Genomic DNA, 19197 nt, shown 5'->3' with positions numbered 1-19197 from the left:
AATTAATATAATTAGTTAGTAATTGATAAAAAAAGCCTAGGCTTGTGAAAGTCTGGGCTTTACTTTTAATTTTTTTCTATCTTTGCACTCAAATACTAGATTTGTTATGAAAAGATTTTTATGGTTATTACTACTTGTTCCGCTCTGCATACAAGGCAGAACATTCAAAGTTGCAAACGCAACTGTAAGTTACGACAAGACTGAATCACCACAGGTAATACGTGCCATCGGCGACCTGAAGCACGATATAGCCATGGTTACAGGTTCTGCCGGTAGCGGAGCGTCGCAAATCATCGTAGGCACCTATGGCAGTAAGACCATCAAGCAGCTTATTGCCAAGGGCGTACTGAAGGATAAGGACCTGAGAGGCAGATGGGAAAGCTACGTTATCAGCATCACAAACGAGAAACAGCCGCGCCTGGTGATAGCAGGCAGCGATAAGCGTGGCACCATCTACGGCATCTACGACGTGTCGCAACGCATCGGCGTATCGCCCTGGTACTGGTGGGCCGATGTGCCTGTAGCCCAGAACCCCGATGCTGCCGTAGAATGCGATTACTATGCCTCGGGCGAGCCTTCGGTGAAATACCGTGGTATCTTTATTAACGACGAAGACTGGGGCCTGAAGCCCTGGGCCGCCAAAACTTTCGAGAAGGAGCTGGGCGATATAGGTCCCAAGACCTATGCCAAGGTTTGCGAGCTGCTGCTGCGCCTCAAGGCCAACATGCTGGCCCCGGCCATGCACTCATGCACGGGTGCCTTCTACAGCCATCCCGAGAGTCAGCAGGTGGCCGATGCCTACGGCATTATGATCACCACCAGCCACTGCGAGCCCCTGCTGTTCAACAACGCCGCGGAATCGGAGTGGAACAAGCAGCGCGATGGCGAGTGGAACTACGAAACCAACAGTGCCACTATCCTGAAGAAACTCGACGACCGCATTCGCGATACCAAGGCCTTCGACAACATCTACACCATGGGCTTGCGCGGATTGCACGACGAGGCGATGAAAGGCAGTACCAATCCCAAGGATCGCGCCCGCACGCTCGAGCAGGTGTTTGCCAAGCAGCGCGAGATTCTCGAGAAATATAAGGAAAAGAAAGCCACACAGCTACCGCAGATATTCGTGCCCTACAAGGAAACGCTCGACATCTACGATGCCGGACTGCGCGTACCCGACGACATCACCCTGGTATGGCCCGACGACAACTACGGCTATATGAAACGCGTGAGCAACAGCCGCGAACAGCAGCGCAGCGGTGGCAGCGGCGTGTACTACCACCTGAGCTACTGTGGCGTGCCCCACGACAATCTGTGGATTTTCTCAACAGCCCCCATGCTGATGTACGAGGAGCTGCTGAAGGCCTATACCGCTGGTGCCGACCGCTACTGGCTGCTGAACGTGGGCGATATCAAGCCCATGGAGATCGAGACACAGATGTTTATGGACATGGCCTACAACTTCAAGCAGTTCAGCTACGCAAACGCCAACGCCTATCAGGCCGAGTGGCTGGCCAAAGTGTTCGGCCAGCAGCATCAGGAGGCGTTCCAGTACATCCTCGACAACTACTACCGCCTGGCGTGGGACCGCAAGCCTGAGTTTATGGGCTATGAGATGGAATGGGACACCCCCGAGTATGCCCGACTCTACGATACCGACTTCAGTTTCGAAACCGGTACAGCCCAGAAACGATTGGTCGACTATCAGAACATCTGCTTTGCCTACGATGCCATCGAGCAGGCGCTCGCACCCGAGCAACGCCCTGCCCTGTTCGAGATGCTGGGCTATGCCGTACATTCGGCCTACCAGATGAACCGTAAGTTCCTGTACGCACAGGCCAACCACGAAACAGGCAACGTGCTGTATGCCGAGCAATGCAGGGATGCCAACCGCCAGATAAACCTGCTGTTGGAGCGCTACAACACACAATTAGGCGGCAAGTGGAACCAGATGATGTCGGAGGTTACACCTGGCTATACCGCACTCTACCATCAGATGCCCACACTTACCAACCGCCCAACCACGGCCTATCGCCTGCCCGACAACCAGCGCCATCCCGAGTTCGAGCATCAAATCAACTTGGGCGGTCTCGATGTCAAAGCACCCTTCAGGTTGCTCACCGGTATGGGTACCGACTGGCAGGTGCTGCAGATGGGACAGCCGCTCGACCAGAAAGCATCGGGCAGCATCAATATCCCTATCCCATCGCTGCCAGCCAGTGCCGACTCCATCCAGCTGTGCATCTCGGTGGTACCCATGTGGCCCGTTTCTACCGATCGCAGCAACCGTTTGGCCGTGAGCATCGACCAAGGTAAGGCCGCCACCTTAGAGAATAAATTCAAGGAATGGGGGCGCGAATGGAAGATACAGATTCTTGAGAACCGCAAGGATTTCGTACTTACGTTGCCGCTTGACAAGGCCCGAGGGCAGCATGTCATCACGCTCTCGATAGTAGATCCAGGACAGATAGTACAAAAAATCACCTATCAACCTGTGCTGAAACAGTAAAAAATAACAGAGGCTTGCAATCGCTGCAGGCCTCTGCCGAATTTATTTACATTATTCTCTTCTAAAAAAATGAATGCTTTTTAGAATGGGATCTTGTATCCCAGAGTCAGCATAATCACGCTGTTCTTGTTGCTGCTGGGAGTGTACTCCTTCTTACCTACATTAGTAAGACCGAGGTTGTAGCGAGCGTCGATGACAAAGTCGCTAAACTCGTACGAAGCTCCCAGAGGAATTGAGAAATCAGTCTTGTTGCAGAGCTCCTTAAAGTCAAGACCTTCAGCCTTGGCCTTGGTCAGGAAACCAACCTGTACACCAGCCTTGAGGGCCAAACCGGGAGCTACATAAACGTTGGCCAGAACAGGCACGTTGATATACTCCAGATTGTTTTTCGTGCCGTCGGCCTTAGCACCCTGCTGGGTGTAGAGCAGACCGGCTGTCAGTCCGAAGTTATCGGTGCACATATAACCCACCTCGGCACCGGCCACCAGACCAAACTTCATGTCGTTGTCGTTGTTAGTCACAGTAGCCAGTGTAGCACCTACCATAGGCTTCAAGTATGCCTTACCAGCCACCTGGGCGTTAACAGTAACAGCTGCAATCATCATAGCAGCAATCATCATAAGCTTTTTCATAATCTTTCCTTGTTTGTTAATAAATAATATTGTTAATAGGATTGTTTCATCACCTTTTTAAGTTTCGTTTGCAAATTTAGACATTTCTTCGACACAATTGAACAATATTTGTGTTAATAAATATTAATCACCCCAAAATTCTTATATTTATGTCAAAAACTTTGTATATTTGCAGCATTATTACTAACGATGGAACAATGACGAGAAACAATCTTTTGACACTATTACTGGGTATTTTTATCATTTTAACAGGCTGTACGAAAGACGGCGATACGATATACCAGATAAATCCTGACGAGGAGAAGCCAAGCACGGCGCCGCTCGTGACGGTGATCTACGGGCCAAACAGTCTGGGCGACCGCTCGTATTGCGACAAGATATACAGGGGTATTGAGGCTTCGGCCAACAAACACGGCATCAGAACCCTGCAGTTGATGCCTGAGAGCATGGAGCAGGGCCTGGCCTATCTCGAGATGATGTTCCAGCAGATGGAGAATGCGAAGGACAGCGTGCGCCGATTGTTTATCACGCCCAGTCCAGTTTACGATGCCTATATCCGTGCCAATAACAAGCGCTTGGAGAACAACCCTAATGCCGACCTGCTGTATATGGAGACCACTACACCCCTTGAGGGCAAGGGCTCCACGCTCTACATCGACTATTATGGTGCGATGTATATGGCAGGATGCTTCAGCAAATATACGTTCAATTTTGATCTGTTGCTTTTGATACTGGCCAATCCTTACACGCAATCGGTGGTAGAGGCTGGAGAGGGCTTTGTGGATGGTTATAACGATACTACCGATTCTAAATGGGAAAAAATACTCAAGATAAAGTATTTGAGCGACGAACCCGGTGGCGGATTCCAACTGGCTGACACCACTGCACTGCGCATATACCAAGAGGCTGCTAACGAAGATGAAGATATTTGTGTGGTGCCCGTCTGCGGCGGTGCCATGAATGCCTTCTACCGCATCCTACCTCTTTTAAGTAAATATATATGCATTGATGATTATATCTCCCTGAATGGTCCATTTAACTACGCTAACGTCATCAAGCATATAGACAGGGTGCTGGACGACTATATAGAGAAATGGTTAAACGCCACGATGCCCAAACACCAGACGTTTGGACTGGCTGATGGTGGCACGGAGTTCAATTTTGGCGAAGATTTCGGTTTCATAGATCGAGTAGTGGACAGTGTGCGCCAAGTAGCCATCAGAAAGGAGGGGGAACGGTATGAAAAGAAGTAAGAAGATATTATCATGGCTGCTGGCTGCAGCCATCATCATACCAACAGGCTGTAAGACCGAGGATGATGTAATCGTATATAAGGACTCGCGGCGATGGGTGGAGAAGACGGTGGCTGTGGTGGCGCCGTTGAACGATCCCATCATGAAGGCCCGTCTGGAGCGCACGGCTGAGTGGATGCTCAGCAGTCTGCACAACGCCCAGTTGCACGACACGCTCTGCATCGACCTCAAACTGGAGTGGTACGATGAATACGGCAACGACCTGAAAGCGTTAGGCGAACGGTTGGCTAACCGCGATGACCTGATGGCCGTGATAGGCCCCTTCGACAGCGACAACGTGGACATTCTGGCTCCCTACTGCCAGCAGACCTTGAAGCCGCTCATCCTGCCCACTGCCACCTGCGAAACCGTGATACGCCGCTTTGCCATTACCAGCACGGGCGATGGGCAGCAGCCCTTCCTGTGGTCGCTCACTGAGACCGATGTGTCGCTCTCGGAGGTGATGTTGAGTATGTATGCAGCCAACATCCAAAGGGGCAAAATGTATGCTAAGTTTTCTGATTATTCCGCACTGTTCACGCCCGACGGCAAATTCGGTCAGACATTCTTTGAATGGGGACCTTTCTCGGCTACCGAACTGGGCATAGGCTTCAAGTATAACGAGCAATATTCCAGCCCGGACATGCTCATACAGAAAATGAAAGCGTATTACGATGATATCAGCGAAACGTTCGGCCTCTTGACTATACCTGCCTTTGTGGTTTTGGAGAAACCAGAGCCTCTTCCACAGATCAGGAGAATCCAAGCTCAACGTTGGGGGGGGATGGATATTATCGAAGAAATAAAGGAGTGGGAAGCTGATGGCGAGGATATCTTCGAATACAGCAAATCTTCTCTGTATAAATTAACAAACATGTTCTCACCCGTCTATTTTGTATTATCGAATCTTACTGATGAAGCGATAGCGGCATTCGATATTTACGACAGGACCATTATAGAACTCTATGAGGGCTTCTCGCCCTATGCCGACCCGATGACAGGCTTTGAGATGAGCTACGAGGCGCGCTACAAGACGAAGCCTACCTTTGCCGAGTGTAAATTCTACGATGCCCTGCTGCTCTCGGCCTTTGCCGCCAACTATATGGAGCACCATCAGGAGGTGGATAACCTCAACGACGCCATCATCGCCATCACCACCACCGACAACTTCCTGTCGGGCTATGCGTGGAGCGAAACGGGTATGGAACTATACCTTGCAGCCTTGGAGCAGGGACAACTGATTGGCTTTAAGGGTGCTTCAGGGCCTGTGCAGTTCGACAAGGAGTGCTACACCGCAGCCCTCAACACCACCTATGTGAACTGGATAATTAGAAACGGGCATGTGTATCACTCGGGCTATTACAGCCGAACAGGCAATGCTCAGACGGCGAAGACGCTGGCCTCGTGGAACTGGCTGGTGGAAAATGCCGAGGAGAAGTTCGACAGTACCTACGGCAAGAACGTGAACCCCATCAACTATCCCGCGCTTACCGACCAGTATGCCGTGCTTGTGCAGGGCAGTAATGGCTGGTTGGACTATCGCCACGAGGCCGATGTGCTGAACATTTACCAGATGCTGAAGGCTGGCGGCTACGACGACGACCATATCATACTGGTGAGTGCCGACGATGTAGCTAATGCCTCGGAGAATACCGACCGCGGTGCCGTGCGTACCGATCCTAATGGGGGCAATCTGCGCGAGGGCGCTGTGATAGACTATAAGAATGCCGACCTGACACCGGCCGACATCGTGAATATTCTGAAGGGCAACAAGACCGACCGCACGCCTGTGGTACTGCCTAATGACGAGGGGCAGAACGTGTTCTTCTTCTGGAGCGGCCACGGGCGCAGCAAGGCCACCAACGGTGTGAACGAGATGGCGTGGCGCGACGAGACGGCAGGCAACGGCATGACAGCAGACCTGCTGAGCCAGACACTGCAACAGATGGCCGACCAGAAGCAGTTCCGACAGATGCTTGTCTGCCTGGAGCCCTGCTACTCGGCCAATATGGGCAAGGCCCTTGAGGGCATCCCCGGCGTACTGGCCATCTGCTCGGCAGGTGCCTACGAGCAGTCGTTTGCCGACTCGTGGAGCAACGACCTGGGCATCTGGATGTGCGACCGCTTCAGCCGCAACCTCGTGGGCCATGCCTCGGCCAACCCCAACGGCACCTACCGCGACCTCTACCTCTACTGCGCCCAGCACACGCTCGGCTCGCATGTGGGCATCTACAACTACACCAACTTCGGCAACCTCTACACTACGAGCCCGAAGGATTTTTTTGTAAAACGTAAATAATGTAACGATATGAGAAAAAAATTATTATGGGTGCTGGTCATCCTTATTTGCGGATTGGCTACAGCAATTTTAACCGGCTGCTCGAGCGACGACGGCGGTGTAAAGCCTGAGCCCCAACCCGAGGCTAAGACCGAAGTAACAATGATGTACTATCTGAAGGTAAGCAGCGATGTGCTGCAGGTGGCCGACGTAGAGGTGAACTACGTGGACCAGACGGGCGCCAAGAAGAAGGAAGCGCTGACATCGGCCGAGTGGAAGAAAACTTTTAGTGCCAACGCACTACCACTTACCGAGGGCCTCTGGGCCAAGATAACGCCTAAAGCATCGATAGCCGAAGGCTCTTATCAGCTTAACCTCACTACAGCTGCTGGCTACGAGGCCAAACTACCTACTGGTAAGACCATCGCCGACGCCTTTGGCAGCAGCGCCAGCAAAACACCCAGCACCGCCAAAACGGCCGACAACGTAGCCACCTGGTGCGCCCAGAGCACCGCCATCGCCTTTACGGTAGGAGCCGAAGGCTATGCCAAAACCACCACCGTGGATTTCGGAGGCAATACCTACACTGATACCTCATCGCTGTTTCCCGAGTGCTTTACTCTCTCGAGTATATTTAATTTCAGTTCAGCAAACTGCAACGAAGAAACAAACAACGAGAAAGCAGGTACTTTGAACGATTACGACGTTAACGACAACCGCCTATGGTGGTAACATAAAAACCCAAACGATATGAAACATATAAGCATAACCGCACTCGCAATAGCAGCTATCATGATGGCTGGCTGCACTAACGGCTACGACGATATGATGCCGCAACAGCCCGGACAGCAGGCACAATCAGCCAACCGGGTAGTAACGCTTACCACCACCGTTGGTTTCGACGGCAGTGCACAAACGCGCAGCCTGTACGACGACGGACTGAAGATATTTGCCATAGGCGACAAGATAGCCGTGGCTTACCAGAACACCAGCGGCGAGATGGTGAAACAGGAAGTAACCCTTGCGCTGGCCGACATTAAGAACAACGGCAAGTACGCCCGACTGACGATAACAGCCACCAACCCACAGAGCGATGGCAAACTAAGGATAGTGTACCCTGCCAGCATGGCCAACGACGACGGCACGGTGGATATGAACCAGATATACAACGAGCAGGACGGCACACTGGCCACATTCGGCAATAAATACGACGTGGCCGCTTACGATGGTAAGCTGGATGGCGCGGCACTGCCCAAAAACGCACCACTAACCAACCAGCTAGCCGTTTGTAACTTTACCATCAAGGACGATGGTAATGCATTCATAACCAATAGCATTACCAAACTTACCATCAAGAACGGAAAGGATGTGTATCACGTTGTCACCTCGAACTTAAACAACATCTGGGTGGGTATAAAGCCCATCACCTCGGGTGATATCGAAGTCTATGCAGCCAAGCGCAACGAGCTGTACCGCAAAAAGGTTACCAGCAACACCAGCCTTGCTGCCAACACCATCACCCCCATCAACATTAAAGTATCGCTGATTGAGGGTGCCACATCGGGCTTGTTCACCGCTAACGAAGATGGCGACCTGATTTATTTCTCACGGGGTAACCTGACAACGATGTACACCAGCCACTGGAACAATTGGAGCTTTGCCGATAAGCAGTACGGCTATATAGGCCAAGCCCCGGGCAACACCTGTATCGACATCGACGACCGCTATTATGGCTGCGTGGTCGACCTTTTTGGCTGGAGTACAAACGCCAACACCAACTATTTTGGCGTTAACGTGAGCGATGAAGACGAAACTTACATGGGCGACTTTTACGATTGGGGAATAGCCGACATTCGTAATGGCGGCGGCAGGAACAAGTGGCGAACACCCAGCGCTACGGAGTTTACCCACATGCTGTTTCAGCGCTCGGGCACAACTATCAACGGCGTAAGCAACGCCCGCTTTGTAAGGGCCTACATCGGCGATCGCAAAACAGGTGGTCTGATTCTATTCCCCGATCACTATGTGCATCCTGACGAGCTGAAGTTGCCCGGATCGCAATTTATCAACAACAAAGCACACAGCGAGGCAGATGGCGCCGGAACATACGACTTGTATACGACTTACGAATGGTTGCAAATGGAGGCCGCAGGTGCGGTGTTCCTGCCCGCTGCAGGATTGCGCGTGGGTTCCGAAGTGGCCGTGAGATACTACGGGCAGCGACAAGGCTACCATACATCATCCATATACGCTGGCGTCTACGTTTGGACCATGGGCACCGACCTGCGACGCTTAGGTTCCAGCACCGAGTGCAGTTTCGAAACCGGTATATGGGAAAAGAACCGCCACGTAGGCTGCTCGGTACGCTTGATAGGCCCTGTTGAGCAGTAAGCATTGCGCTTTTTCTTGCTCACGTTGAGAGCCGTGCCGCTGGGGCATGGCTCTCTGATTGTTTCTAGGCTTGGATAAACGCAACCTTGCGGCGATTGCTGAATGGGCGCACGGCGAAGTGCAGCCACACGGCACCATAGCGATTGCGTTCGATTAGCAATTCATCGAAATCCTGACGGCTCTCATCTGCATAATCCAGCAGGATGGTGGCATAGCGTATCAGCTGTTCCATCCCCAGCACGCGGATATCCACCGCGCATCCAGTGAGGTGGTTGCTCCCCGCCGCTCCACCAATCTTCTTATTTAATTGCGGGCTGCGATACCCCGAGTTAATACGGATGGGTTCCTCACCCACTCCATATTTATCGTTATAACGCTTGCGCAGCACTTCCAGCCATGTGCATAGGCGTTTTAGATTTGCTATCGCCTCATGACTAGGGATGTTATACACTTCGGGATGACTACTACTCTTTGTCATCTCACCTAGAGTGAAGTGATCACTCAACTTAGCTTCACTGTTTAATTGTATGATTGGTTCCATATTGTTTAATGTTTAATGTTTAATGTTTAATTTACCTTTCTCTTCTTGTTCACGTTCAGTGGTGTACTATGGGGGAAGGCCTCGCTGTAGGCGGCATCGAGAACTTTCAGATTTATTTTCCAAAAGCTGATGCCTGTACGTACAGCTACAATAGCGCGCAGCAGTTCGCGGTGCTTGCGCGGATAGAGACTGGGCAGAGGCAACTCGTTCCAACCTTCCTGCTCGCACAGGTGGCATACCTCCCAAATCATATCATCGGTAGCCTGTGGCAGCTTAGAGCTGAGCACCAAAGAGTAAAGACCGCTCTCGTTGATAAACAACGTGTTTGTCTTATAGTTAGAACCAGATACCTGAATCAGGTATGAGGTTTTGTCCTCCGAATCTACGTGTGCCTGAAGTGCGTTAGATGGATTCTTATACCCAAGTGCACTAGCCACATCCTTACCTACAAAGAAAGTCTCCAGTCCATTAAACTCGCACAGTGATACAGTGTGACAGTTAGAAAAACAAGGGTGTTATGGCACAAAAATATATCTATATATTTATATATATAAATATATATAAATATATAGCAGTACAGGCGGTAGTGGAAGGGCGAGAATTTTAACTGTCACACTGTATTTTTGTGCGGATGATTCGTGAACCGCAATCAAAATATCGTACCTTTGCAGTGTTGAAATGAATGAGACAGATGGCGGCCGCGCGCGGCAAAATAATTTCCCACGTGCACTAAGAAATTCTCCCACACGAGGGCGCAAGAAGCTCATTAAACATGAAACATTAAACATTAAACATTAACTATTAAAATTATTTTTACAAACTTAAAATTTAGCATTATGGCACTGAAAGTTAAAGCACAGGAAAAGTTGCAGAAGATTGGCAAGTATGAGGGCACTTATCGCTACATCATGATGCCGGAGTTGTACACCTCACTCTCGCAGGACAAGGTGATTAAGGAGGCTGCTCTGCGCAGCGGAGTTAGCAAGGGTATTATGCAGGCCTGCTGGGATGCGGCTGGCGAGGTGATTAAGGCTTGGGCCACAGAAGGTCACTCGGTTGCGCTGCCAGGTTTGGGAACCATGCGATTCGGTATCCGCGCCAAGAGTGTAGCCAAGGTGGACGAGGTGAAAGCCGGACTGGTAACCAGTCGCCGCATTATCTTCACCCCTGCGGTGGATCTGAAGGAGGAGCTGGCAGGCACAGCCATCCAGATTACCTGCTACGACCGCGATGGCAAGGAGGTGAAGCGTGTGACCAGCACCGACCCAGGTACGGTTGAAGACAACGAGAACACCCAGCCAAGCACTGGCGGCAATACCGGTGGCGGAAACCAGGGCGGCGGCCACGAACCTATCGGAGACTAAGTTTTAGGCACGGATTAACACGGCCTTTTTAAAAAAGGACACGGCTGTTATCATCGAAAAAGAGCAGCGTTTCTCTAAAAGAGAGCCGTGTTAATCCGTGCCAAATTATTAACCATCAAAAATTAAACATTATGAGTAAGAAAGAAACATTAAAGTTTATCGTACAGATGATTGCAAGTATCGCAACGGCGATAGTAACGGCGCTGGGCGCGACATCGTGCATGGGCGCCATGTAAATAGCCGAGGACCTGCACTTGCGCGGCCCGCCACGCATACTGCAGCAGGCTCTATTACCCCCAGGTTTCAAATCGAAGCCTGGGGGGATTTTAGTACTGCTCCTCGTGATCGTAGGTGGATGGGATGTGGCGGATGAGCTTGTGGGCTGCGGCCTGGGCCATGGCCTCGTAGGCGCGCTCGCTGGGGTGCAGATGGTCGCCACTATCAAAACCGTCGGCAAAGGCCTTGGGGTTAGTGGCACAGCGCACGGCGGCATCGAAATCGATACAGCCATCGAACACAGGCGAGGTGCGCAGCCACTCGTTAAACTCGCTGCGCATGGCGTCGCGCTTCTCGTTATAGGTACGCCAGCCGTAGATGGGCAGCAGGGTACCACTCCACACCTTGAGGCCCATGGCCTTGGCGGGCTTTACGTAGATATCCTCTACGCCACGCTGCATCTCCTCGACGGTAGGCAGGTCGCTCCAGGGGCGGAAAGGATTCACATCCTCGCCCACGGGGTGGATGATGTCGTTGATGCCGTGCTGGATAATCACATCGGTGGCACCGGCCACACGCATCTCGATGGGGAAACGGGTGGCGCCTTTTAAGCCATAAGCCTGATAGGTAATACAATCGTACTGGCGCAGAATGCGGGTACCGCTAACGGCGCGGCGGATGATGGACACGTTGGTGCCAAAGGCGAGCTGTGCCAGATAATCGGGCCACGACTGGGCGGTGATAGAGTCGCCATAGCACACTACGGCGTGGTTATCGGGCGATGTAAGTACATCGATGGTGTTGAGGAAATAGAACCAGTTGGTATGGCGGGTAAGGTCGAGGGGCAGCTCGTCGGCCTCGGCAAAATCGCCATAGGCATAGAAGCCTTTCGACAGCGGACCGGTGATGAGTGTGCCGCTATTCATCTGGGTGTAATCGGCCAGATACATGCTTACATCCACGGTATCGCCACGATGAACGGCGTAGCTGATGGCATCGCTCTCAACCTCGTTACCAGGCTGCAGCGTAACGCTGATGGCACCACCAAAGGTAATGGGGGTGTGACCTACAAACACCTTCGAAAGGGTTACGGGTTCGGTGCCTGTGAGATTGGAGAAACGGAAACGCAAGGCGCTACCTGCAAACGGCATGCGTACAGGATAACGCAAGGTGAGATTCTTGGCATATACGGCCTCGCGACGGTCGGTAATTGAGGTGGCATTACCCCAACAGGCCACCCACTTTAAATCGGTATTATTCATATCAGTATGATTTGTAATCACTTAACCAAGTTTCGACATAAAACGCTCGCGATCCACCACGAATCGCAGATGACTACCCTCGCCTATCAGCACATCGCCCTGATAGGCCGAAACCTTGAACTCTATCTTCTTGCCATCCACTTTCACCACTTCGGCAGTAGCGGTAACTGTGTCGCCCACCTTAGAGGGTTTGAGGTGCGACGAGGCGATATGGCCGCCAACGGTGGTACTACCCTCGGGCAGGGCATCGGCCACAGCCAGCATGGCCGCATTCTCCATCAACGCCATCATAGCGGGGGTGGCCAGCACAGCCATATCGCCCGAACCAATCTTAACGGCGGTAACATCATCGGTTACCACCAAAGTGCTTGTATGTTTTAATCCTACTTCGATCATTACAACTAAACTTTTGTTAATCTTTGGTGCAAAAGTAGTAAAATTACATTAGAATAATGTATCTTTGCAGTCCATTTTAATAAGAATTGTGAATTAGACTTAGAAGGAAACTACAAACATGAGTAAAATTGAAAGAGAAAAGCAGACCGTAAGAAAGATGATTGAACTTTATTGTCGCCATCATCTGCATCAGGAAACAATGACAGAAGAATACCAGCATCTGGCCGACTATGCGTGCCAACGACTGGACCACTGCCGATTTGGCGAGAAGAAAACGGTTTGCAAGCGATGCCCGATACACTGCTATGCCCCACAGGAGCGCGAAGCCATACGTAAGGTGATGCGCTGGACGGGCCCCAGAATGATGATATATGCACCGAAAGCTGCTATCATACATACTTATTATATGTTGAAAAGATAATAAAATGGAACCGACTACGTCCAGAACTCTTTTTCGCCAGTCGGTTCCATTTCACCATTACATTTGGGGCAGGTGTGCTTATCCCACACCCTGATTTTATCACTGCCGCATTGCAGGCACAGGCGCCCCACCTCACTGCGGTACGACGGAGCCACATCGGCTATGATGCCACCCACCACCAGGTTCTGGATAGTGTGGCAGTCGGGGCATGATACGGCCGTAATTTCCTGACGGAAGAGTCCGCGCCCCTCGTACACCTCGGCCTCGTAGCCGCATTGCTTACAGCGATATTTCAGTTTCCAAGCCATAATTTCATGGCAAAAAACACGAATGTAAAAACAGTGTACTTCATCTTATATCAAAACAATTAATACCCGAGGGTTTCGCCTACCAATACTACTACATGGCGGCCTTGGGGTGAGTTACGGAGAAAATGAACGTAGTTGCAGATACACTCCGGCGAGTTGCAGTTATGGCACACGCCATCCGTATGGCAAGGCGTATGAATATCGAAACGGGCCGCATTGATGGGCGATGCCGTGCTACGCGCCCTTGCGAGGGCAGCCTCTACATTCTGAGCCACTTTATTCAGACCGATAACGAAGATTACCTTCTTAGGTCCCCAGGTGATGGCAGCCACACGGTTTCCGTTGCCATCGATATTCACGATAACACCGTCTTCCGAGATAGCGTTGGCACTCGACAGGTAAACATCGGCCGAAAAAGCCTTGAGATAAACGGATTGTTTCTCTTCAGGCGTTTCTGCCAGGTCGCGATCCAGAACCTCCAGTGTCCCACGATCTTTCAGATATTGCGGGATACCCAGGTCGCGTACGGTCATCGTACCGCCCCAAGTCACACTACTTCCGTCGGCGATAAGGTCCGAAACTTTCTTCACGGCCTCTTCTGTCGTCGCACAATAGAAACCCTCTATGTGGCGACGCTTCAGATTCTTGATAATCGTCTGAGCCAGGAGCTCATTTCTTTGCTTTTGTGGTGTCATAACTTAACTCTTTATTTCACAAAACATACTGATTTCATGGCAAAGATACATATTTCTCCACTTTTTTTCGTACTTTTGCAACCAAGTTTACAATACTTTAAGATAAGGAAATGGTACAATTAGAACCGATACTGCATAAGAAAACGTTTCAGGAGCTGACCACGGATGAGCTGTACGAATTACTTAGAGTGCGTAGCGAAGTATTCGTGGTTGAACAGAACTGCGTTTATCAAGATATGGACGGAGATGACCAGAAATCCATTCACTTGTGGCTGACAGTAGCCGACAAGATTGTAGCTTTGGCTCGTGTATGCCCCGCCGGTACTCACATGAAGGAGATATCTATTGGCAGAGTGATCACCACCGAGCGTGGTAAAGGCTATGGCAAACAAATCATGCTTCATGCCATCGAAGCAGCTGTAAACCATTTCGGCGCAACACTTATCGACATAGAGGCACAGGAATATGCCAAGGGATTCTACGAAAACGTAGGATTCGAGCAGTCGTCCAACACCTTCATGCTCGACGGCATTCCTCACATCAAAATGACTTGGACTAAAGATCTGGCCGCCGTCTCACGGGGATGACACCTGGAGAGTATAAAACTACAGTTGATTTTTCCCTAAGAACTCGCTGGGAGTAAGCCCCGTGATGCGCTTGAAGAGACGAGTAAAATGGTGGGGGAAATCGAATCCGAGCAGGCGGGAGGTCTCGCTGATGTTGTGACCCTGCATCAACAGACTTTTCGCCTGATTGATAATGTAGTTGTGGATGTAGCCAATAGCTGTGCCACCAGTGGCCTTGTGGACAATATCGCCAAAATAACGAGGCGAATAAGCCAGTTCGGAGGCACACCAAGCGACGGTAGGCAAACCCAGCATCAGCTGACGGTTCTCACGAAAATAGGTCTGAAGTAAGTTGTGAAAGCGCTTCAGCAGGTCAGCCTCTCCCCTGTCCTCTTCGAAAAGCTGGCGCTGATAGATACGATTACAGTATTCCAGTATCAGGCGCAGATAAGCCAGCAGCACGCTTCGGAGTGAAGGTGAATCCTCGTGCGTCTGCAACTCTTGTCGCATCTGTGCCACCAACTGCGTGATGCAGAGCCATTCGTCGGGCTCCATGCGCAGCGAACCATCAAAGAAATACGAGAAGAACTGATAGCGGTCTATCTGGCGTTCCAGTTCAGTGCCGTGCAACAGTTCAGGCGACCACAGCAATACCCAACCACATAACGAGATACGCTCGCCATTGTCTTCCAATCCGCCTATCTGTCCTGGTTCTACAGCTATGATGGAGGCATCGCTTACCTGCAGCGTCTTCATGCCGTAAGAGAGCGTATTGGGAAACTGTCGCTGGATAAACAGACCATACACGCCATAGTTGTTCAGGCTATGACGGAAAGGTGGCAACTCGTCATAATGAATGATGCTCACTAACGGGTGCAACACCGGAGCATCCACAAAACGAGCATAGTCGTTGGGGCTGTCTACCTTCAAAATATTCCTCATATCGGGAACAAAGATACACAAAATAATCTAATAATGGTAGAAATTTAATGGTTTTTTAGCACTTTCTGCGAAATTGGTATATAATCAGCCAATTTGTGTAATAGCTATATAATATATAATGTGTACCTTTGCACCCAGAAACTTAAAACAGTTATCCTATGAACATCAACAAACCTATCAGTCGAAGAAAAGCACTCAAGGTCATGGGCCTTGGAATGTTTGCAGCCTGCGTTCCGACGCTTCCGTCGTTTGGAGAGTCCCCAAAGGAAAATGAGAAGAAGACCAAACGTCTGATCTTCTATTTCTCTGCAACCGGCAATAGCCTTTATATAGCCAGGCAGTTGGGCGGAGATGAAGCGACCTTGCTGAGCATCTCACAGGAAATTCACAACGAGCATCCTGATTATGAGGCAGAAGAAATAGGATTCGTGTGTCCCGTCTACTGTTTCATTCCTCCTGCCATTGTCCAGGATTTCATTGCTCGTTCATCTTTCAAGGCCGATTATTTCTTTACAGTGGGCACTTATGGAGCCCATAGCACGATATTCCCAGAGTTCGTTGATGACCTTGCCAAGAAGCACGGTTTTCAGATGAATTATATCTCCACCATCCAGATGGTCGATACTTACCTGCCGTATTTCGACATGGAAAGGGAATTGGCCGACCCCAAGCTTCAGCGTATTCCCGAAAGAGTTGCCACAGTTCTTGCTTCTATCAACAATCGCGAAAACTATATTCAGGAGGTTACAGAGCAGGACAGGATGATATGTGACGGATATTACCGCATGTCGGGACGCGACCGCCAGCGCCCGACTGTGACAAGATCGGAGAAGATTGTCTTTGCCACGGATGACTGCATCGGATGTGGAGTTTGTACTTCGGTTTGTCCGCATGGCTCCTGGAAAGTGATTGATGGTCATTCGGTTGCCAATGGGGAATGCGAAAATTGTCTGGCATGTGTTCACAACTGCCCGAAGAAAGCAATTTCAATCATTCCCACGCCTCCAGAACCCGAAGAGGCAAACAGGAATGCACGATATCGTAATCCGAATGTCAGCTTAGCTGATCTCATCAAGGCCAATAGTCAACAATAATATGAAAGTAATTTCTTTAAAGAGAATCTGAAATGAAGAGATTGAAGATAATGATTATCTCAATGACTTTAGCTACAACAGCAATCGCTCAGGGCGTGATGGATGTGCACTCACACCTAGGAGACAAGCCATCAGCAGCCATCGCCACAGCAAACATGATTGTCCGCATTGCTGAGATTGAGGTCTATCCGCAGTATATGAAGGAATATCTCGCCTTTGCTAACGAGGTGGATCGCCTGAGTATAGAGCGCGAGCCTGGTGTCATCTGCCTGTATCCCATGCAGAGTGCCGAAGACTCATGCCAGATTCGCATCCTCGAAATCTATGCCTCCGATGAAGCCTATCAGCAGCATCTCAAGACCGACCACTTCCAGAAGTACAAGCAGGGTACACTCCACATGGTGAAAGACCTGAAACTGCCCACCATGAAGCCACTCGACCCAGAGACAATGAAACTGATATTCAAAAAACAGAGATAACGATGTATAAGTATTTATTATTTTTAGCCGCCATGCTGTTCTGCAGCTATTCTGCAGACAACGAAGCGAAAGCAGAAACACCTACTATGAATAAAATTTATATCACTATCGGTGGACAAACGCAAAGCGCGACACTTGTGGACAATGATGCCACACGCGAGTTGGTTGCTGCTCTGCAGGATGCGCCCATAACAGTGACTCTCAACGACAACGATTTTGAGATATGGGGTTCTTTAGGCAAATCGCTGACAACGAAAAACGAGCAGATGACAGCCCAACCCGGAGACATCGTTCTTTATAACGGCAGCAACATATGCATCTTCTACGAGTCAAACTCCTGGAGCTATACTCGTTTAGGACATATCGACGGACTGTCAGAGAGTGAGCTTCGCACATTCCTCAAAGCAGGCGAAAGCAACATCAGTGTGACACTTTCGCTTACTTCAAGTACGACCGCCATCAAGAGCGTCAATGGTAATCGTTTGAAAAATGGAGATTATTATTCTCTGAATGGCGTGAAAGTGGAGAACCCTTCAAAAGGTATCTATATCAAGAACGGTAAAAAAGTTATATTATGAGAACAATAATCATCACAATGCTGCTGGGCGGAATGCTCGTGGCGTGCAACAACAAACAAACTATTAATAACGATATGGAACAGAAGTTAGAATTGACGCAGGAGTGGGATAAGGTGTTCCCGCTGAGCGAGAAAGTGAACCACCACAAGGTGACGTTTAAAACACAGTATGGACTGACGCTGGCAGCAGACCTTTATACGCCTGCGGCGAGTGAAAAGTTAAAAGTTAAAAGTGAAAAGTTGCCTGCCATCGCTGTCTCTGGTCCTTTCGGAGCCGTGAAGGAGCAGTGCAGCGGACTCTATGCCATGAAGATGGCAGAGCGTGGTTTCGTAGCACTCGCTTTCGACCCTTCATATACGGGTGAGAGCAGCGGTGAACCGCGTCGTACAGCTTCGCCCGACATCAATACCGAGGACTTTATGGCTGCGGTCGATTTTCTGTCGAAACAGGACAATGTGGATGCCGAACGTATTGGCATTATCGGTATCTGCGGTTGGGGTGGCATCGCACTGAATGCTGCCGCCGCTGACACTCGCATCAAGGCAACCGTAGCCTCTACGATGTATGATATGACTCGTGTCAGTGGCAACGACTACAACGATGCTTTCGACAACGAGCAGTGGCGTCACAGAAACCGCGAGAATCTTTCAAAGCAACGCCTCACCGACCCCAACGCGATGGCTGGAGGTGTGCTGGACACCGTTCCCCCACAAGCGCCTAACTTCGTGCACGACTACTACGACTATTACAAGACCCCACGCGGCTACCACAAGCGCTCCGGCAACTCTAACGACGGCTGGCGCGTCATCGGTACACAGGCCTACGCCAACAGCCGCTTCCTCTACTACATCAACGAGATCCGCTCTGCTGTTCTTGTGATGCACGGTGCCGATGCACACTCACGCTACTTTGGCGAGGCTGCCTATCACTATATGGTGGATGGCAAAGCCGATGGTTATAAGTTTGTTGGCGAGCCAAATCCCAACCCCGAGAACAAGCAACTGCTCATCATACCAGATGCCTCTCACTGCGACCTCTACGATGGCGGCTACGAGGAAAAGGCAGGTCAGGGTCAACCCAAGAACATGATTCCGTGGGATAAACTGGAGGAGTTTTTCAAAACGTATTTGAGATAGGCTTAGGCACAAGCCACACCAATAAGCATCTCCCAAATCTTTTCGATTTGGGAGATGTTTCGATAAATCTCATTGCCACAAAATAACATAATGATAA

The 19197-nt window shown here is 50.3% G+C and carries 21 protein-coding genes; 13 read left to right on the top strand and 8 right to left on the bottom strand.

The window, feature by feature from the left end; translation table 11 throughout:
* Positions 1–106 precede the first annotated feature (106 nt).
* Complete coding sequence (locus tag T499_RS0104575; protein WP_052173393.1) at positions 107–2509, top strand: glycosyl hydrolase 115 family protein; 2403 nt, start codon at positions 107–109, stop codon at positions 2507–2509.
* Positions 2510–2589: 80 nt separating this feature from the next.
* Here T499_RS0104575 and T499_RS0104570 read toward each other — a convergent pair whose 3' ends face one another.
* On the bottom strand, positions 2590–3141 hold the full coding sequence (locus tag T499_RS0104570) for a porin family protein (RefSeq protein ID WP_033149887.1): 552 nt from the start codon (positions 3139–3141) through the stop codon (positions 2590–2592).
* 197 nt (positions 3142–3338) lie between these two features.
* On the opposite strand from T499_RS0104570, the gene T499_RS0104565 reads away from it, so the two are divergent.
* Genes T499_RS0104565 through T499_RS0104550 form a run of 4 tightly spaced genes read left to right on the top strand, consistent with a single transcriptional unit; the run spans position 3339 to position 9102 of the window.
* Positions 3339–4394 (top strand): hypothetical protein, encoded by a 1056-nt coding sequence (locus T499_RS0104565; protein ID WP_033149886.1) that lies wholly within the window; start codon positions 3339–3341, stop codon positions 4392–4394.
* A complete protein-coding gene (locus T499_RS0104560) occupies positions 4381–6732 on the top strand; it encodes a C13 family peptidase (RefSeq protein ID WP_033149885.1) in 2352 nt (783 codons plus the stop codon). Before T499_RS0104565 ends, T499_RS0104560 begins: the two co-directional genes overlap by 14 nt.
* A gap of 9 nt (positions 6733–6741) precedes the next feature.
* Positions 6742–7443: a hypothetical protein gene (locus T499_RS0104555; protein ID WP_084162890.1), complete on the top strand. Its 702-nt coding sequence runs from the start codon at positions 6742–6744 to the stop codon at positions 7441–7443.
* Between the two features lie 18 nt (positions 7444–7461).
* A complete protein-coding gene (locus tag T499_RS0104550) occupies positions 7462–9102 on the top strand; it encodes a hypothetical protein (protein ID WP_157054510.1) in 1641 nt (546 codons plus the stop codon).
* A 64-nt stretch (positions 9103–9166) separates the two neighbouring features.
* On the opposite strand, the gene T499_RS0104545 is transcribed toward T499_RS0104550, so the two are convergent.
* A complete protein-coding gene (locus tag T499_RS0104545) occupies positions 9167–9643 on the bottom strand; it encodes a D-Ala-D-Ala carboxypeptidase family metallohydrolase (protein WP_084162889.1) in 477 nt (158 codons plus the stop codon).
* A 26-nt stretch (positions 9644–9669) separates the two neighbouring features.
* Entirely contained in the window at positions 9670–10107 is a 438-nt protein-coding gene (locus T499_RS14075) for a BRO-N domain-containing protein (protein ID WP_084162888.1), read from the bottom strand.
* Between the two features lie 372 nt (positions 10108–10479).
* Here T499_RS14075 and T499_RS0104535 point away from each other — a divergent pair, with 372 nt between their 5' ends.
* Both T499_RS0104535 and T499_RS14625 read left to right on the top strand, forming a co-directional pair.
* Entirely contained in the window at positions 10480–11007 is a 528-nt protein-coding gene (locus T499_RS0104535) for an HU family DNA-binding protein (protein WP_033149882.1), read from the top strand.
* A gap of 131 nt (positions 11008–11138) precedes the next feature.
* The gene (locus T499_RS14625; RefSeq protein WP_157054508.1) at positions 11139–11243 is read left to right on the top strand and encodes a smalltalk protein; all 105 of its coding nucleotides are present in this window, start codon (positions 11139–11141) and stop codon (positions 11241–11243) included.
* Positions 11244–11333: 90 nt separating this feature from the next.
* Here the strand turns inward: T499_RS14625 and T499_RS0104530 are convergent, their stop codons facing one another.
* Both T499_RS0104530 and T499_RS0104525 read right to left on the bottom strand, forming a co-directional pair.
* Positions 11334–12485 carry a GDSL-type esterase/lipase family protein gene (locus T499_RS0104530; RefSeq protein ID WP_033150209.1) on the bottom strand — a complete coding sequence of 384 codons (1152 nt, stop codon included), beginning with the start codon at positions 12483–12485 and terminating at the stop codon, positions 11334–11336.
* A 21-nt stretch (positions 12486–12506) separates the two neighbouring features.
* Positions 12507–12881, bottom strand: a complete 375-nt coding sequence (locus tag T499_RS0104525; protein ID WP_013063810.1) for a thioesterase family protein — start codon at positions 12879–12881, stop codon at positions 12507–12509.
* Between the two features lie 118 nt (positions 12882–12999).
* Here T499_RS0104525 and T499_RS0104520 point away from each other — a divergent pair, with 118 nt between their 5' ends.
* Positions 13000–13302 (top strand): nitrous oxide-stimulated promoter family protein, encoded by a 303-nt coding sequence (locus T499_RS0104520; protein ID WP_013063220.1) that lies wholly within the window; start codon positions 13000–13002, stop codon positions 13300–13302.
* 14 nt (positions 13303–13316) lie between these two features.
* Here T499_RS0104520 and T499_RS0104515 read toward each other — a convergent pair whose 3' ends face one another.
* Complete coding sequence (locus T499_RS0104515; protein WP_013065437.1) at positions 13317–13610, bottom strand: hypothetical protein; 294 nt, start codon at positions 13608–13610, stop codon at positions 13317–13319.
* A 59-nt stretch (positions 13611–13669) separates the two neighbouring features.
* Positions 13670–14305: a lactate utilization protein gene (locus T499_RS0104510; protein WP_033149881.1), complete on the bottom strand. Its 636-nt coding sequence runs from the start codon at positions 14303–14305 to the stop codon at positions 13670–13672.
* 110 nt (positions 14306–14415) lie between these two features.
* Between T499_RS0104510 and T499_RS0104505 the strand changes: the two genes are divergently transcribed.
* The gene (locus tag T499_RS0104505; RefSeq protein WP_033149880.1) at positions 14416–14892 is read left to right on the top strand and encodes a GNAT family N-acetyltransferase; all 477 of its coding nucleotides are present in this window, start codon (positions 14416–14418) and stop codon (positions 14890–14892) included.
* An 18-nt stretch (positions 14893–14910) separates the two neighbouring features.
* Here the strand turns inward: T499_RS0104505 and T499_RS0104500 are convergent, their stop codons facing one another.
* Positions 14911–15813 carry a helix-turn-helix transcriptional regulator gene (locus T499_RS0104500; protein WP_033149879.1) on the bottom strand — a complete coding sequence of 301 codons (903 nt, stop codon included), beginning with the start codon at positions 15811–15813 and terminating at the stop codon, positions 14911–14913.
* 158 nt (positions 15814–15971) lie between these two features.
* Between T499_RS0104500 and T499_RS0104495 the strand changes: the two genes are divergently transcribed.
* Genes T499_RS0104495 through T499_RS0104480 form a run of 4 tightly spaced genes read left to right on the top strand, consistent with a single transcriptional unit; the run spans position 15972 to position 19100 of the window.
* On the top strand, positions 15972–16907 hold the full coding sequence (locus T499_RS0104495) for an EFR1 family ferrodoxin (RefSeq protein WP_052173386.1): 936 nt from the start codon (positions 15972–15974) through the stop codon (positions 16905–16907).
* A 32-nt stretch (positions 16908–16939) separates the two neighbouring features.
* Positions 16940–17386, top strand: a complete 447-nt coding sequence (locus tag T499_RS0104490) for a putative quinol monooxygenase (protein ID WP_232221047.1) — start codon at positions 16940–16942, stop codon at positions 17384–17386.
* A gap of 2 nt (positions 17387–17388) precedes the next feature.
* A complete protein-coding gene (locus T499_RS0104485) occupies positions 17389–17964 on the top strand; it encodes a cyclophilin-like fold protein (protein ID WP_157054507.1) in 576 nt (191 codons plus the stop codon).
* Positions 17965–17996: 32 nt separating this feature from the next.
* Positions 17997–19100: an alpha/beta hydrolase gene (locus tag T499_RS0104480; RefSeq protein WP_084162923.1), complete on the top strand. Its 1104-nt coding sequence runs from the start codon at positions 17997–17999 to the stop codon at positions 19098–19100.
* Positions 19101–19197 lie beyond the last annotated feature (97 nt).

It is taken from the genome of Prevotella sp. RM4 (assembly GCF_000701965.1).
GTDB lineage: Bacteria > Bacteroidota > Bacteroidia > Bacteroidales > Bacteroidaceae > Prevotella > Prevotella ruminicola.
Note: the sequence above shows the minus strand (reverse complement) of the source record. Positions and strands in the feature narration are given on the sequence as shown.